This is a genomic window from Cryobacterium sp. PH31-AA6, assembly GCF_030063195.1.
GTDB lineage: Bacteria > Actinomycetota > Actinomycetes > Actinomycetales > Microbacteriaceae > Cryobacterium.
Map to the genome: position 1 here is coordinate 1 of NZ_JASISS010000015.1, position 15,830 is coordinate 15,830.

Consider the following 15,830-nt stretch of genomic DNA (forward strand, 5'->3'; position numbering starts at 1 on the left):
ACCACGCATGGCCAACGCCACCAAACCCCAGGTGGGCAGATCTGTTGGCCATGAGTGGGCAGTTTTCATGGCCACCAGCGGGCATTTCTACTGGCCGCCCGTGGGCAGATCGGATTGGCCATTGACAGACCCGCCTTCCGCATGTTGCGGGTGACATTCAAAGTCGCAATCGTCAGCACCATGATGAAACAGACGATTGGTGCGGCGGCTTTGAACCGCTCCTTCACGCCATGCATCTTCGTAGCTGCGAGGCGGTCGACGTCGTTGTGAACCACGTCCCCGTATATGTAGGCGAACGCCAGCTCCGTGTCACTCAGGAACTCACTCTTGTTTCCTTCTGCATCCTCAATCTGCGTGCTGGCGCCGAGGATGTCTTTTCCCTTTGGCTGTATCCGATTCCAGTCTGAGCGAATGGCAGCGAGGGCATTCCGCAGCTTCTCATCGGGGCTGTTCTTCGCAAAGTACCCGAGGGCGTTGAGGACTTTGATGTAGTGAACGCTGTCTTCTTGGAGCAACAGGGGACGTACTCGTGCAGCTGCGGATTCGACCTGTTCCTCAGGAGGGAGAACCTGTATGAGGTACCCCTGATCCTCAGCAGCGACGAACTGATATGTCATCTCCATTGTGGAGAGCTTATGAAGGAGCGCTTTGTCGGCTGCAAGAGAGTGAGCCTCCACACGCCTTGCCCGCAGTACGAACCCAGACAAGACAGCGATGTGACGTTCTTCAACTTGCTGCTTACGGGCATCAGTCATTCCTTCATTCTTCCCGATTCGACTGATGCTCCCGTGCTGAGCATCGCTCGGTCCGTAAACTGAGCGAGTGACTTCCGGGGATGTTAAAACAGGCGTTGATCTCTCACGTCAAAAAGCTCGTATCTTTGCCGACAAATGGGCAACGGTAACGAATGAGAAGCAGTTCGCCCAGTCCTTCTGGAGCGACTTTTTCCACCAGGTCATCGGCGTTGAAGACCTGTTGGCAACGGGAGTGGACTTCGAGTTCCCCATCAAGAACGTTGCTACTGGCACGACGAACTTCATCGACGTCCTGTGGGGTGGCGTGGTTCTTATTGAACACAAGTCCGCAGGCAAGTCGCTGGATGGTGCGGAAGTTCAGGCTCGTCAATACATGGTCTCTCTCAGCCCTCACCTGCGACCACCCGTTCTCATCGTTTCCGATTTTGCCAATATTCGAATCATTGACGTGCTGCTTGGCACGAGCGTGCAGTTCCCGCTCACAGGCCTGCCGAAGCACCTCGACCACCTCGATTCGATCTTCAAGGTCTACGGGTCAAAGGCCACCGCACAAGAGATCGACGCAGATATCAAAGCCGTCAACTTGATGGCAAACCTCTATGTGGAGTTTGAGAAGAACGGCTACGAGGGACATGCCGCGAGCGTGTTCATGGTTCGCATTCTCTTCCTGAACTTCGGTGATGACACCCGCATGTGGAAGAAGGGACTCTTCGCTGACTTCTTGGCTGAGTCTGCTGAATCAGGGGCTGGTTTGGGTGGCAGTATTCAGGAGCTTTTCCAGATTCTGAACACCCACAAGGAGGAGCGACCGCAGAACCTGCCCGCCTCCATTTCGGCGTTCCCTTATGTGAACGGTGGACTTTTCAAAGAAGTCATCCCCGTCTTCTCCTTCAATGCTGAGATGCGAACAGCACTGATTGCTTCCAGTAGTTATGACTGGTCAAAAATATCGCCAGCCATCTTCGGGGCGATGTTCCAGACGATCAAATCGAAAGAAAATCGTCGTGCTTTGGGCGAGCACTATACGAGTCAGCAGAACATCCTGAAAGTAATACGCCCGCTCTTCCTTGACGAATATCTTGAACAGCTCCGTAAGGTCTGGGATGACCGTGCTGGACTCAAAAAGCTCCGCAAAGACCTCGGAACCAAGAACTACCTTGACCCAGCAGCGGGCAGCGGGAACTTCCTTCTCGTCGCCTACAAGCGATTGAGGGACATAGAACACAAGATCATCGCTCGCCTGATTGAGCTTGAAGGCAAAGTAACCACGGGACACGACGGAGAAGAACTCCAAGTCGGTCTGGATGGCTTGGGAACTATCGGTCTCACGGTCAGCCTCGAGCAATTCCACGCCATCGAATTTGAGCAGTGGAGTTCGCAAATCGCTTCGGTTGCGATGTACCTCGCTGAGCATCAGGCGAATCAGGAATTGGATGAGCTGACTGGTGCAGCTCCAACGATCTTCCCGCTCTCCCACGCAGCCACAATTCGTCAGGGCAACGCCCTTCGGATTGACTGGGCGGACGTTTGCCCAATGAATAACGACACGATAATCATGGGTAATCCCCCGTTCTATGGCTCCTCATGGCTGAGTGCTGACCAGAAGGATGACCAAGCCCTCGTGTGGGGGAAGACGAAGAGTGCAGGCATTCTGGATTACGTTGCGTCTTGGTATCTGGTAGCCGCTCGCCAAATGGAAGGCACGACCGCACGAGCTGCTTTTGTTTCCACCAGCTCCATCTCCCAAGGTCAACAGCCGCCCGTCATCTGGGGTGCTTTGAAGCAGCTCGGCATGGGTATCGACTTCGCTCACCGTACTTTTGCTTGGAACAATGACGGCGGAAAGAACGCAGCAGTCCACTGCGTCATCATCTGTTTCTCCGCCAACGGAAAACCATCTCTTCGTTCGTTGTGGTCTTATCCCAGCCTGAAAGCCGAACCTGTGCTGGTTCGTGTGAAGAACATCAACTCGTACCTGCTGGATGCCACGGACGCTCTGATTACGAGCCGAAGCAACCCGCTTCAGGGTGGGACTCAGAAGATGACGAACGGCAATAAGCCCGTCGACGGCGGTCTCCTCTCCAACATCTCGGTTGAGGAAGCTCAGGAAATTGAGGCGACTGACCCCATTGCCGCGAAATACCTGAGACGTGTGGTTGGCAGTGCTGAACTTATCGGTGGAAGCCTTCGTTATGGACTCTGGCTGAAAGATGCTGACCCGTCTGATTTGCTCGCCTCCCCCGTGCTGAAAGACCGCATTGCAAAGGTGCGAGAGATGCGACTCGCTTCCACAAAGTTGGATACACAGAAGTCCGCAACACGAGCATGGGAATGGCAGCAAGCTCTTCGCCAGCCCACGACTGAATACCTTGCTGTTCCTCGTGTTTCCTCGCAGGAGCGGGAGTATGTCCCAATGGCTGTCATGCCTGCGAACGTCGTTCCGAACGACAAGCTGCTCTACATTCCGAATGCCACCTCTGAGACCTTCGGAATCATGATGAGCAGCGTCTTCAACATCTGGAATCGGGCTATCTCTGGTCGGCTGAAGTCCGACTACTCTTTGTCTGCCGAGGTCACCTACAACAATTTCCCGTTCCCCGATTTGAGCAACGAGGCAACGATGAAAAAGGTGCAGTCAGCCGCTGATGCAGTTTTGGTTGCACGTGAGCAGTTCCCCACCAGTTCGCTCGCCGTTCTCTACAACCGCAACGCAATGCCGCTGGCTCTTCGCAACGCCCACAACGCTCTGGATAAAGCGGTGCTGAATGCGTACGGGCTGAAAGCCAACGCAACGGATGCTGGAGTGTTGGAACTTCTCTTTGGCATGTATGCAGACCTCACTCAGGGCCTGCTCGCACCTGAGAAGAAAACGAAACGACGTGGAGCTTCACCCACGGAAGACCTGAACTCATACGTCCTGAATCACTGAGCGTGTCGGCCGAGGTCGATATGAAGATGTCGATGCCGAGGTGGTCCTTCGCGATTTGCCGTGCTCGCAGCAGGTACTCGTAGTACTTGAGCATCAGGCGTTCTGAGGGATCGCTATCGAGTGTGAAGTGCGAAACGCTGACCTGTTGCATCGCGTGGAAGCGCGTCAGCGGTCGGTACTTTGCCTGTGCTTTCGCGTAGTCACGGGCAGGGTCGAACTACGTCTGATAGGTGAATCGCGGCACCGGGTCGCCGGTGTGAGCCCAAACGATCATCGCTTCGACCAGATCGCGCAGATACTGCAGTACGTTCTTCGAGAGAAAGCCGCGGTCTGTCGTGATCATTGAGATGTTGGTGTCGATGGCATCACTCGCCGCGCGGACCTGTCCCTCGAGCGTGGCCATCAGACAACCCGCTGGAGGGCGAGAAGGTCGCGGACCGTCAACGCAAGAGAATCAGCGAAGGCGTCTAAGTGCATCACGACATCGGCTCCGGTTCGTTCGCTGCATGCGGCACGCGTGACGCCGCGATCGCGTAGAGCCCGACCGGCAGCCCCGACCCCGACAGGAACGTCTCTTCGTCGACGCCCGCCTCACTGAGCACCTCTTTCGCGCGCGGCAGCATCGACGGCATCTCCAACGACGAGATGCGACCCGGCTCCGCCCGCCGCCACCCGTTCTGCGACATCCGAATGATGGCGTTCCGATACGACACGTCGCCCATCACGCCGAGCGCACGAGCACGGTAGAGAAGCGCTGCAAGGCTTACACCCCAGTGCTCTTTCAGCTCCGCGAGCTGCGCCCACGCCTTGCCCGCGGTGGAGCCAGGGAGGAACGGCGCGATCTCCTCGGCCGGCATCAGGAACTCCGCAGCGAAGCGATTAGCCTGCTCCTCCGCAACCTTCCCCCCGGGCTCGGCATCGTGATGCATGATCAGATGCCCGAGCTCGTGGGCGACGTCGAAGCGCTGCCGGTAGTAGTCATCCTTCACCGGGTTTAGGACGATAATCGGGCGCGTCGCCGAGTGCAGCGAGTAGGCGTCAATTGCCGCTATGCCCGGCTCGCTGAACACCACCACGACGCCGCTGCGCTCAACCAGGCGCACGACGTGCTGCACCGGCCCCGGCGCGACGCCGAAGAACTCGCGTGCCTCTCGGGCTGCGACCTCAGGCGTCATCGACCGCTCGTCCGGGTTGACAGAAAGGTCGGGCAACAGCGCTTCGGGGAACTCGACCGCGTTCTCCAGCATTCCCGCGACCTCGGCGACGAACCGGCCGTATGCCTCCGCCTCGTCCTGCGCGATCTGTGGCGTTGAGCGCAGCGACCGGAAGTGCGGCTTGTTGATCTTCGGCGGCGCACCGCCACTGAAGAACTGTGGTTCGACGCGGAGCGCCAACGCGAGCTTCGCTACCGTCGCGCGGTTCGGTTGCTTGGCGCCACTCTCCCAAGCCGTCATCGAGGCCGGCGACATCGCGATCAGCGCAGCGAGGTGTGACTTCTTAAGGCCCGCGAGTTGCCGGGCCATGGTGAGGCGCTCACCGTTGAAGAACGAAGCTGCGGCGGCGAGCGTCTGGGACGGCCGACGCTGTTCAGCCATTCGCTGCACCCGACCCCTCGTCCGTGCGCGGCTTCTTGATGCGCATCGGCACGTCGTCGACGTCGGTTGAAGCGCCGTCACCAGGCATAGCCGACGGCACCGACAGGCCGGTGCCGCCGATCAAAGTGCCGTCGGACAGGAGCAGTTTTCGCCAGTGCCAGCAGGAGTCCTTTGGGTATTTGGGGTTCTTACTCTGCCCAATGTAGAGCTCGAATTGCTTCGTCGTCGGGTTGAAAGCGTGCGCCGCCACCAACGTCACGCCGACGAAGTCGTCGTCATCGGGAATGCCCGGGATCGATTCCAGGCCGAACTCATCGTCACGGAACAAGGTGTCCTCACGGATGAACTCCTGAGACGCGACCCGACGCTTCGCGTCGCTGCGTTGCACCCATTTAATGTCGTCGATCTCGCCAAACGGGTATGACTGCAGTAGCACGCGGTACCCCTCGATCGCCCAGCCGGGAGACTGCTTGTAGTCGCTGCGGATGACCGCGCCAGGCGCGAGCTTCGGCATCGCTCGGAAAACCTCCGGCGTGATGCCGCGCTTCACGACGTCGTCACCGCGGCTGTCGACGTCGTCACCCAGCTTGAAGCGCCCGTTGGACGTCGCCCGGTCGATGAGGTCCCTCAGGTGTTTGAAGTTCAGGAAGCCGACTACCCCCTGGTCGTGGCCCTGGTCCTCGTCGTACAGCTGATCCGTCGCCGCGAACGCAGCCGGGGCCGCCCAGGTCAGGGTCTTGAGCAGGCCGGAGCCCTTGAGGCTCACAATGGGGTTGTCTTCTGTAGTCACGTGATCAGGCTACACGATGGTCAGTATTTAATGTAAGCAATTTCACCCTCGGTGTGTTGGTTGGCCAAATGAGCCACTTTTCTTGTTTTGGCTCGACCTAGACGGGCGTTTCTACCCTGGGAATCAGCCATCGACACGCTTCTCTCCCCTGACCCGACTGACGAGAACTAGGAACCGAAAGGTACTGGGCCGGTACTCCCGCTTGATGAGCTGGCTCTACGTCCTCGCGCCTCGTTGCACGGCGCCCCGGGCCCTCGTGTCCGCCGCTCGCCGCCCAGCGCCAACCCGTGGTTCTAGATCATGCTGACGAGGTCGCATGACGGGCAGCGCCAGTAGGGCGTGGCGGTGGTGCCGGCGGGCAGCATCGGGATGAGGCAGTGCTCGCAGTTGGGTGATGCGCCCAGGTCATCCGTGTGCATGAAGGCACGATACCCCCGGGCGCGACGGGTGTCATTTTCCGTTCACGTCTGTACAAGGGCCCGCGTGTTTTCGGGGTTGTGCAGGCGAGTGTTGAGCACTGCTCTTTCCGTTCACCCCTGCACTAAAAGGGTTTTTGCTCACTACTGCTCTGCACAAAGGAGGTGCCGGGTTGGACGCAGAATCGGTGCACATTGCCGAGTTCGGCAACGTTGACGATGCCGGATGCCCTATGGGATCGCACGAAGAGAGTGTCGGCGGTGGTGGCGCCGTTGTCGGCACAAGCGATCGTAGGCAGGGCCGCCGTCGATGCGTCCGTGCTGTGGTCGCGGCGGCCCGGTCAAGTTGAATGCCATGCCCGCTGCAGAAGGCCAACTGAGCAGAAAAAACCTCGGCAATCGATCTCCGAACCAGTTGTGCAGGCGTGTAGGGACATTTGTGCAATCGTGAACGGTGAGAATGCTCATCTCGATGTCACTAATCTGCTCATTTGGCTGTCACTGACCAGGTCGCTACATCCGGCCAGGGTTGGGAAGTACCACGGGAACGGGTCTAGTGATCTTCGTGTCTCACGAGCGTCCGTTCGGGGACGTTTGGGGCTGGGCGTTCGGTGAGGCTCAGTGCGTAGAGGACATCGGGGTGGGGTGCCAGGGCGGTGAGGTTCCCGTCTGGATCGTGGGGGTAACAGGCGAGTTGGCGGCGGATGAGTAGCCAGCTGCGCCCCTCAGGGCGTCTATGTCGGTCGCGGGGCGCGATGGCGCCCAGGTGGTCGTGGATCAGGTGGAGGACACTAGCTGCGGTGTCTGCGGTCAGTGGTCGTCGACCGTGCCAACGGTCGTGAGCATGGTCGTTCGCCGTTGGCTTGGCGTGGTTACGGCTGGTAAATGCCGGCCGGCTGGGTTGGCCGAGGACCCGTGATATCGGTGGTTGTCCTTCTGGATGCGAAGCGACGGTATGAACGGGCGGGGCGTCGATCTGGGTGCAGGTGACTCTGATCTGCCAGGTGGCCTCGAGCGTGGGTGGCTGAACAGGCAGCGCGATCTGGCAGTGGTCTGCCGCGGCCTGGATCCGTTTGTTCGTCGCCGCTGGCGGTTCGAATAGCCGCGGTCGGGTGGCGGCGGGCTGCTGCTGGATGGCGAAGGAGGCGGCGGCACGGAGCAGCGGGCGTGCCGCGACCGGCACATGGAAGACAGCCCAGGTGGAAACGGTCGGTGCCGTCTGTTTGATCAGTTTCGGGACCATTTTGGTCATCTGGGGCCGCCATGCCAGCCGCAGGGCTACGAGGTCTGGGCGGTGGGCCGCCAGTGTGGCGTAGCTCATCCCCTGCGGCGATATGCCGGTGAACAGTGCGGTGGCCACGCCTGCGGCGACCATGGGGTGGGCCACGCCCGTTCGGATTCGCTGCAGGGCGTCTGGGCTGACTGGCAGAGCGTTCAGCCCCGGCCCGCTCAGGACGTCCATGAGGTCGCGGGCCGGGGGAACATCCAGTAGCAGCCCGTGTTCCAAGAACCCGGCCTGGGCGCCGCGGAGCCGGGCCAGGGTGTGAGCACGGGTAGGGCTGTCAGGTACCAGCCCGGTCAGGAACAGCTGCACGTGCTCCGTGCCAGTCCAGGTCTCGTCGGGTGCGGGGCGGCTCAACCAGTCGCAGGCCGCCTGTTGCCCGTGCTGATAGGCGGCATCGACCCGTGCGAAGCTCACAGCGTCGAGCCGCCGGTACGCTTCGGCCCGGAAGTGCGCAACGCCGGCCGCGGGCAGGTCCGGTAGCTGGTCGGTGTCTTGGCGGCCAGACTGTGGCTGCGCCCTGACCCGGGGCGGGTGGGCCGGCTCGTGCGGGGCGAGGGCCTGTGCCAAGTCTGTGAGCACGTGGTGCTCAATTCCGGTCAGAACGGCGCCCAAGGATGCTGGGATCTGCCGGGTGTGGCAGACCAGCATCAGGCGGGTGCCGGTCTGCTGGCACAGCCCGATCAGGTGATTCCAGGTGCCGCCCGAGAGCCGATCGGCGCGAAGCACGATCAGGTCTGTGACCTGATCGGTGACCATCCATACGGCCACGGCCTGCCAGGGGCGTACTACCCCGGTTAGATGTTCAGCCTCGAGCCGGGTCACCGGCCGGTCAAGGGCGGCCAGCAGGTCGTAAGCGAACGCCGTGGGGCTGGAGGAGGCGGGTGTGGGATGCACCACGACCCGGCCGCGGGCCGGGTCGTGGTGCCCCAGCAGGCTCGCTGTCACCCGGACGTCGTCCGTGGGGTCCATCAGGATCCGAACCGGCGCAGGTGCATCCGGGTGGTTGGCAGGCTCACCCACCGCTACCGCCCAGCCGGCTGAAGACCCACTGCAGGACCTCCCGGTCGGGACGCTCACGTTCCAGACGGTCCAGCGCGGTCACCAGGTGGGCGGTGATCTTCGACCAGGCACGGAAGTTGCCGTGTCCGGCGTGGGCGTCGGTGTAGATAATGTCCTCCGGGTCGGGGTCGGCCCAGACCCGGTGGTAGGCCGGGATCACGGCCAGGACCTGCTCGCGGGTCAGGCGCCGAAACTCCTGCCAGACGTAGACCCGGCTGGAGAGCATCGGTTCTCGGCGCAATACGCGGTAGCAGTCGCCGCCACCGACGAAGATGATCGCGATGTCGGTGCGCCGGTCGTCCCACAGGTGCCGCCACAGCTCAAAGCACTCCCGTGAGAGCCACTGGGCTTCATCGCATACCAACACACGGAACCGTTCAGATAAGACGTCTTTGAGGAGGGCGTCGAACTCGATCGGTCGTGATGGTGGGGTTCCGCCGACCCCGAGGGCCGCAAACAGGACGTGGCGGATGTCGCGGGGGGTGGGCCGGGCCCGGAACTGCACCCGGCACACGTCGGCCGGTGCCAGCGCCCGCAGTGAGGTATTGACCGACAGTGTCTTCCCCAACCCGGCGTCGCCGTGCACACACATCATGGCTTTGGCTGCCATGACGTCGACCAGGTTGTCCTGCAGCATCAGCAGAGACTCGGTCGCCACCACGTTTGCCCCTGTCAAGCCGAGGTAGTGATCATCTCGCTCGTCGATGTCCGCCCAGGCACTCACCGGCCGTGGCCCCCGCCGATGCCTTCATCCAAGGCACGGTTGGTCTTCTCGCGCGGGGGACGGGGCAAGACCCAGCCCGGCGCTGGCGGGCGCAACGGCACCAGCAGGGGCCGGGCTACGGCCTGCAGCTGCTGATCGTCGGCGTCGGACAGCTCGGCCGTGGCCTGCGCGACGGTGACCGCGCCGATCGGTTGCGGGGGCGCCGCGGTGGTCGCCGCGGCATACCGGATCCGACGGGCTTTCTCCGCCTTGCGCAGGTCTGCCTGCAATTGCCGGCGGCGGGCCTCGCGGGAGCGGCGCAGTTCACCAATCTGCTCACTGCTGGCCATATCAGCGAGACCCGCGGCCCCCAGATGCTCCCCAGTGCTAGCGTCGAACACCTCGACCTCGTGCTCGTGGTGAGGCATATGTCGCAGCCGCACCTGACGCCCGACCTGCCCGGTCATCCACGCGGCCACGTACGGGCGGCCCCGCCACGAGACACCCTTCGTAGTGATCTTGCGGGTGCGCCCATCGTCTTCCAGAGTAAGCAGCCGCAGATCACCGGGAGGCACAGTATTCAACGGGGTCGGGTCATCCAGCCACGCCTGCAACGGTGTCCTGCCTTCCAGCACAGGCATCTGGTGCTCGGTGTTCCACCACCGCACCCAGCCCAGCAACTCCGTGACGAACGCCTCGAATGTCAACGCCGGCGCATCCGGATCGATCGATCTGCCATTGGCCAACGTCTGTGCACCGATATAGCGGGGCAAGCCCGCGAAAAACATTCGCCCGGCCGCACCATTCACCGTCTCCACCGTCCCTTTGAGATGCGGTGTGTATGCAGGCAGAGGCACGACCCTCACGGCGAAACCTGCCAACGCGCTACGCACAGTGTCGGAGAGAAAATCCTTCCCCCGGTCTATCCGCACTCTCTCCGGTAGCCCACCTGGCGGCCCGTACGGCACCTCGAGAGTGATCGCTGCGCGCAACGCCGCCAAGATGCTCTCCCTGGACGGCGCCCCCGGTGTGATGGCCGTGCCGCACACCGCGTTCGTGCCAACGTCAACGAACCAGGTCACCCATGGTTTGACCAGCCGGCCCTCGACGTCGACCTCCACAGGAGCCTCAACATGATCGGACTCCCACACATCATTGCGGTACGTTCGCGGACGTTGCAGGAATACGTCATGCGCACGCCGAATCCCGCCCGATCTCCCCGCACGATGTCCCGCTCCACGGCCCGCTGCAGAGTCGGCCGGCTCACCGCCGCCGTCCCCGCGCTCGTAGCCGCCTCAACGAGCTCGCGGTGCACAGCAGAAATGTTGCCACGCCAGAACGCAAGCCGTTCACGCAACAGATCAGTGACCAGGAAATGATCGCGCGCCACCTGGTCGAGGTCATCGTTGTTTCGCGCCCGCTCGATCCACCGCCACACGGTCCGCTTCGACACGGCCAGCCCCTCCGCCACCAGCAGCACATCCTCCGTCGCCAGCCGGCCCTCACCATCCAAAGCCATCAGCCGGCGCACCGCCGCCTCACGCGGAAGCCGATCGCCCGCCCCCAAGTCCTGTCCTCCGCGCATCATCGACCCCTCCGCCGACCACCAGATCACCAACGTGATCACCGAGCCTACTGGGACGACCCCGCGATCCACTGACATCGAGATGAGCAGATTAGTGACATCAGGATGAGCAGATTGGTGACATCGAGATGAGCAGATTCCGCAGATTAGTGACATCGAGATGAGCATTCTCAACAGACATCGAGATGATGTCATTTTTCGAAGTCGTCTGCACACCGACCCCTGTGTTTTCGGGGGTTGTGCAGCCGAGTGTGACGACTGAGTTTTCCGTACTCCCCTGCACACGTGTCGCTTTTGTTCGTACTCGCCTGCACAAGCAGGAGGCAAAGGGGGTGGACGCCGAATCGGCCCGGGGTCGTCCGGATGCGATTGCAGTCGTTGCGCCGAGACGGGGTGACTAATCCAGAGGCCAACTGATCGACAAAGTCTCGCCGGGGGTCACCGAGTCAGTTGTGCACGCGAGTACGAACATTGTGCAGACGACTTCGAAAAATGACAAACGGAAAATGACACCCCTGTCATTTTCCGTTCACGTCTGCACAAGGACCCGCGTGTTTCCGGGGTTGCGCAGGCGAGTGTTGAGCACTGCTCTTTCCGTTCACCCCTGCACTAAAGGGTTTTTGCTCACTACTCCCCTGCACACAGGAGGTGGCGGGTTGGACACAGAATTGGTGCACATTGAGTTCGGCAACATTGACGATGCCGGATACCCTATGGAATCGCACAAAGAGAGTGTCGGCGGTGGCGCCGTTGTCGGCTCGAGCGATCGCAGGCAGGGCCGCCATCGATGCGTCCGTGCTGTGGTCGCGGCGGCACGGTCAAGTTGAATGCCATGCCCGCTACGGAAGACCAACTGAGCGGAAGGAAGCCTCGGCCATCGATCTCCGAACCAGGTGTGCAGGCGTGTACGGACATTCATGCAATCGTGAACGGAAAATGACAGCCGGACCTTACAGACGAGCGCCCTATTTCGTGATTCGTTATCGTTATTCGTATTACGTTAGCGTATTGCGTTATTAGTGTTACGATATAGGTATGAGCATCCCCGAGATCACTGATGTGCGCACCTGCGGTTTCCCCGGCTGCGCCGAGCCCGTGGATGCCACGCCTGGTGTGGGCCGGCCCGCCGGCTACTGCGTCAACCCCGCGCACAACCGCGCCGCCGCGTGGCGGGCCCGCCGCACCGAGGCGGGCCGGGTCGAGCGCACCGTGGAGGACGACAAGCTCCCCGTCGATGCGGCCCGGCAGCGGGCGAGCGTGCTGCGGGCCCAGGTCGCCGGCATGGTCGAGCACCTGCAGCAGCAGCTGGTCGTCCTCGTCGACGAGCTCCGCACCGTCGCGGACCCGGACGCGGCCGAAGCACAGATCGAGGCCGTCACCTCTGACGCGGCCGAGCAGGTCGCCACGGCGGCCGCACGCGCCAACCGTGCCGAGACCGCTACCCGCAAGGCCGAAGCCGAGCGCGCCGAAGCTGACGCGGCAGCCGAGGAATCAGCTGCCCTGGTCGAGGAGCTCCGCACGGCCCTGGCCGCGCTCGAGCAGCGAGTCTCCACCCTCGAGAGCGACCTGGTCACTGCGGGCGAGGACAACGCACGGGCAACCGCCGAGATCACCGCCCTCACCGACCAGGTGGCCGCTCTGACCCTTGAGAACGCATCCACGACCGCACAGCTCACCGAAGCCCAGGAGCTCATCACTGCGGCCACAGCGGCCAAAGACGAGGCCCTAGCCGCCGCTCGGGACGCGATCGCTCAGGCCGCCGCTGCGGCCGGACGCGCCGAGCGGGCTGAGACGGATGCTGCCAGCACCCGGGACCTGCTCGATCAGGCGCGGACGGAGCGCGAGAGCGCCCGGGCGGAAGCGCTCGTGCTGACCGGGCGCCTGTCCACGGTCAGCAGTGAACGCGACAGCGCTACGGCCGAGGCGGGTAGGGAACGTTCCCACGCCGAGCAGCGCGTCACCGACGTGCGGGACGCCCTCGAGCAGCAACTCACCCAGTTGCGCGCCGACCTGGACCAGGCACGCACCAGTGAACGCGAACAGCGCACCCGCGCCGACCGCGCCGAAGCCCAAACGGTACGCCCCAAGCAGAAGTAAACCGCCGCCCCACTCCCCCGCTCAGCTTCTCGCCGGGAACCATACTGGGCGAGTGCCTGATCGTCTGCGGTGACGGTAGCGGTGGCGTCTCGCGGGGCCGGCTACCGGAAGTTCTTCTTCGAGTCTGTCTCGTTGGGGTGGCCGGTCGCGGCTTTCGTGATGACTACGCGTCCGGGTTTCTTTGCCTTCGCGTTGGGCTCGTCAACGGCGTACCAGAGGCGAGCACCGTCGGTGACTTTGTACTGCCATTGAGGCAGGGCGACCCCGTCGACCAGGGCGGTGGCGAGATCTCCGCGGAGTTGGTAGCTGCGATCCGGGTCGTACTGTGCGGGATGCGCGGTGAGATAGTCGTGGGCGTCTGCGAGGGCGTTCTTCGCGGACGCCTTCAAATCTGTCCACCCCCGTTCGGCAGCGGTGTTGCCGAAGAAGATTTCGTACTCGGTGCCTTTGATCGGTCGTGGAACCGGAACGCCGCGCTTCCCTGCCACCTACGGGCGATTCACGCGGACAGGGGCGGCAGGCAGCTCGATGGGCTCGACAGGCCGCATACCCATCGCGTACGCCACGGCCGTTTCCTGCCACTCCTGCTGCGCACGCAGCAGTCGCTCAAACGTTCCCAGCTCACTGGCGGCATAGACCAGCCGTTCAATCTCGGCAGCGTACGCGCGCAGCTCCCCCGGGGTGAACTCCCCCGTCCAAGCGAAAAGATCAGTCAGCGCCGCCTCAACATCGCTGTTGTTCCGGCCGATCGCGCGGATCAGCCGGCTCGACAACGCAACACCCTGCTCGAGCACGTCAATATCGTGACCGCGCAAGATCACGAGGTCGTCACCATCACGGCGCGTGATCCGAACCTGGCCCTCGTCAATGTGGGCCAGGACCTCCTTGGGCTTACGCAGAAGGTCAGTGAAAGTCGCGGTACTCATACCCACACACTACATCAGATAAACATCTGATCGACTGGCCGGTGTTTCTGTTGACTCAATCTAGTTCGCCCGACCGGCGTCCTTCGACCCAGGATTTGCGGCTCTCCCGGTCCGATATCAGCTCCCGAGGGGCCTCCCTTGACGAAATCCACCTACATTTCGTGGGAAGGGCTCACCGTTGTTGAACTCGATAGCGAGCCGTGCGAGTTCACGCTCAAGCGCACCTTCAACTAGGGCAGCCATTGAGTTGTATCCGCCTTCGTAGCCTGCAGTTCGGAGGACTGCAGTTTCTGCCCGTTTCTTGAGCGAAGTGCGGAGCCCGAAAGTGACTGCCTTCTTCTCGTCACTCTCAGTGGACTCGGCCACTGATGTGCTGGGGGCGAGGTTCGTTGATGGAACGTCCGGCCCACGTTCCATGGCGGGTGGCGTGCGGACCTCTTCGACCTCGGGTACCAGCTTGATTGGGCTTGCGCTTCCTGGTCGTCGACGGGTGGGAACGGTCATGCGGCCATCCCCTTGTCGCCCAGAAAGCGGGCTAGGTAGGTTCGAGCGACGGCGTCGTAGAGGGCGACGGTCTTGCGTCCGTTGCGGTCGCTCCAGTCGGACAGTGAAACGGCCGCTGCGTCGGCCTCTGCAAAGCGTGACCATTCGGGGATATAGGACGGGTTGAGGAGCTCTGACCCATCTGACATCTTGACGACGCCACCGAGGTTCCAAACGAGATCTCCGAACTGACCGCGCAGCCCCTCGATTTGGTAGTCGTGTTCGATTGTGGCCTTTCGTCGCGTTATGACGATGCCACCGACGGTGAGGGTCGGGTTTGCGATGTCGATCGCGTGACGAGTGACGAAGTCGTTCACCCGGATCGCTGCCTCGACGGAATCGTAGTTGGGGTCAGTTGGGATGATGATGGTGTCAGCGGCCGCCATTGACATCTGGACCAGGTGCCCCAGGTCTGGCCGAGTGTCGATGAGGATGATGTCGTAGTCGTCGGTCCATCCTTCAAGAGCCTTCTGGAGTCTCCTCACGGCTCCGATGACTCCGGCTTCTGTTTCGCGGTTGATGAGGTCAAACCGTGCCGGCAGTACGTCGATGTTTTCTGCTTCTGGTGTTGGTAGCCCTTCGGGGCTGGTCCAGCCGCAGGCGACCACAGCCCCCTCCCCCGCCCCTGACTGGTCGGCCTTGATGACCTCGGACATGGTGGGGATAGGTTCGTTCGCGTCCCATTCGATGCCGAGGCGACGTGTGGCGTTCGCTTGTGGGTCCATATCCACGACGAGAACCCGTTGACCCGCTCGAGCGAGTGCAGCGGCGAGCTGTACGGTCAGCTCCGTCTTGGATACGCCGCCCTTGTTGTTCGATATGACTGCCGTGTGGGCCACGATTCTTGCCTCTCGGGGAATGGTCGACGAATACAATACTTGTTTGTATTTACAGTGTTGATTGTTTTCCAAGTATTGCTTTGATTGCGTTCATTGCATTGATCGACACGCCAGAAAAACAATACTTGTTTGCTATGCAATAAATGCAATACTTGTTTGTCTTGTAAGTATTGTTAATCCGGCCCAACCGAACCGGAACTGCCTCACCGACAGAGATTCCGCCAGGAGTTGCCCCGGGCTCTGTCCTGCGAAACCGGGGGAGTGTGAGGGGGTCACCCCTCACCGGCTGGCCCACCAGGGGGCCAGCC

At 61.9% G+C, this 15,830-nt stretch carries 12 protein-coding genes and 1 pseudogene; 2 read left to right on the top strand and 11 right to left on the bottom strand.

Annotated elements, in window-relative coordinates; all coding sequences use genetic code 11:
* Positions 1-65 precede the first annotated feature (65 nt).
* Complete coding sequence (locus QMG61_RS11170) at positions 66-755, bottom strand: hypothetical protein (RefSeq protein WP_283494405.1); 690 nt, start codon at positions 753-755, stop codon at positions 66-68.
* Positions 756-822: 67 nt separating this feature from the next.
* On the opposite strand from QMG61_RS11170, the gene QMG61_RS11175 reads away from it, so the two are divergent.
* Positions 823-3,684 carry a class I SAM-dependent DNA methyltransferase gene (locus QMG61_RS11175; protein WP_283494406.1) on the top strand — a complete coding sequence of 954 codons (2,862 nt, stop codon included), beginning with the start codon at positions 823-825 and terminating at the stop codon, positions 3,682-3,684.
* Between the two features lie 217 nt (positions 3,685-3,901).
* On the opposite strand, the gene QMG61_RS11180 is transcribed toward QMG61_RS11175, so the two are convergent.
* The 6 genes and pseudogenes from QMG61_RS11180 to QMG61_RS11205 form a co-directional block, all read right to left on the bottom strand.
* On the bottom strand, positions 3,902-4,087 hold the full coding sequence (locus QMG61_RS11180; protein WP_283494407.1) for a hypothetical protein: 186 nt from the start codon (positions 4,085-4,087) through the stop codon (positions 3,902-3,904).
* 73 nt (positions 4,088-4,160) lie between these two features.
* A complete protein-coding gene (locus tag QMG61_RS11185; RefSeq protein WP_283494408.1) occupies positions 4,161-5,279 on the bottom strand; it encodes a helix-turn-helix domain-containing protein in 1,119 nt (372 codons plus the stop codon).
* Positions 5,272-6,069: a hypothetical protein gene (locus QMG61_RS11190; protein WP_283494409.1), complete on the bottom strand. Its 798-nt coding sequence runs from the start codon at positions 6,067-6,069 to the stop codon at positions 5,272-5,274. The genes QMG61_RS11185 and QMG61_RS11190 overlap by 8 nt, the downstream gene beginning before the upstream one ends.
* 969 nt (positions 6,070-7,038) lie before the next feature.
* Positions 7,039-8,739, bottom strand: coding sequence for a hypothetical protein (locus QMG61_RS11195; protein WP_283494410.1), 1,701 nt, complete (start codon positions 8,737-8,739; stop codon positions 7,039-7,041).
* 43 nt (positions 8,740-8,782) lie between these two features.
* A complete protein-coding gene (locus QMG61_RS11200) occupies positions 8,783-9,553 on the bottom strand; it encodes an AAA family ATPase (protein WP_283494411.1) in 771 nt (256 codons plus the stop codon).
* Positions 9,550-11,063: pseudogene (locus QMG61_RS11205) on the bottom strand (transposase). The gene QMG61_RS11200 and the pseudogene QMG61_RS11205 overlap by 4 nt, the downstream one beginning before the upstream one ends.
* Positions 11,064-12,152: 1,089 nt before the next feature.
* Between QMG61_RS11205 and QMG61_RS11210 the strand changes: the two are divergent.
* Complete coding sequence (locus QMG61_RS11210; protein ID WP_283494412.1) at positions 12,153-13,214, top strand: coiled-coil domain-containing protein; 1,062 nt, start codon at positions 12,153-12,155, stop codon at positions 13,212-13,214.
* Positions 13,215-13,315: 101 nt separating this feature from the next.
* Here the strand turns inward: QMG61_RS11210 and QMG61_RS11215 are convergent, their stop codons facing one another.
* The 4 genes from QMG61_RS11215 to QMG61_RS11225 all read right to left on the bottom strand — a co-directional run bounded on the left by QMG61_RS11215 (position 13,316) and on the right by QMG61_RS11225 (position 15,522).
* A complete protein-coding gene (locus QMG61_RS11215) occupies positions 13,316-13,702 on the bottom strand; it encodes a hypothetical protein (RefSeq protein ID WP_283494413.1) in 387 nt (128 codons plus the stop codon).
* Complete coding sequence (locus QMG61_RS11220) at positions 13,703-14,140, bottom strand: hypothetical protein (RefSeq protein WP_283494414.1); 438 nt, start codon at positions 14,138-14,140, stop codon at positions 13,703-13,705.
* 117 nt (positions 14,141-14,257) lie between these two features.
* A complete protein-coding gene (locus tag QMG61_RS17530) occupies positions 14,258-14,644 on the bottom strand; it encodes a ParB family protein (protein ID WP_502847033.1) in 387 nt (128 codons plus the stop codon).
* Complete coding sequence (locus QMG61_RS11225) at positions 14,641-15,522, bottom strand: ParA family protein (RefSeq protein ID WP_283494415.1); 882 nt, start codon at positions 15,520-15,522, stop codon at positions 14,641-14,643. Before QMG61_RS11225 ends, QMG61_RS17530 begins: the two co-directional genes overlap by 4 nt.
* Positions 15,523-15,830: the final 308 nt, after the last annotated feature.

Coding starts and splice junctions, on each gene's coding strand:
- QMG61_RS11170 (WP_283494405.1), bottom strand. CDS start 755: ATGACTGATGCCCGTAAGCAGCAAGTTGAAGAACGTCACATCGCTGTC.
- QMG61_RS17530 (WP_502847033.1), bottom strand. CDS start 14,644: ATGACCGTTCCCACCCGTCGACGACCAGGAAGCGCAAGCCCAATCAAG.
- QMG61_RS11185 (WP_283494408.1), bottom strand. CDS start 5,279: ATGGCTGAACAGCGTCGGCCGTCCCAGACGCTCGCCGCCGCAGCTTCG.
- QMG61_RS11210 (WP_283494412.1), top strand. CDS start 12,153: ATGAGCATCCCCGAGATCACTGATGTGCGCACCTGCGGTTTCCCCGGC.
- QMG61_RS11220 (WP_283494414.1), bottom strand. CDS start 14,140: ATGAGTACCGCGACTTTCACTGACCTTCTGCGTAAGCCCAAGGAGGTC.
- QMG61_RS11195 (WP_283494410.1), bottom strand. CDS start 8,739: ATGGACCCCACGGACGACGTCCGGGTGACAGCGAGCCTGCTGGGGCAC.
- QMG61_RS11180 (WP_283494407.1), bottom strand. CDS start 4,087: ATGGCCACGCTCGAGGGACAGGTCCGCGCGGCGAGTGATGCCATCGAC.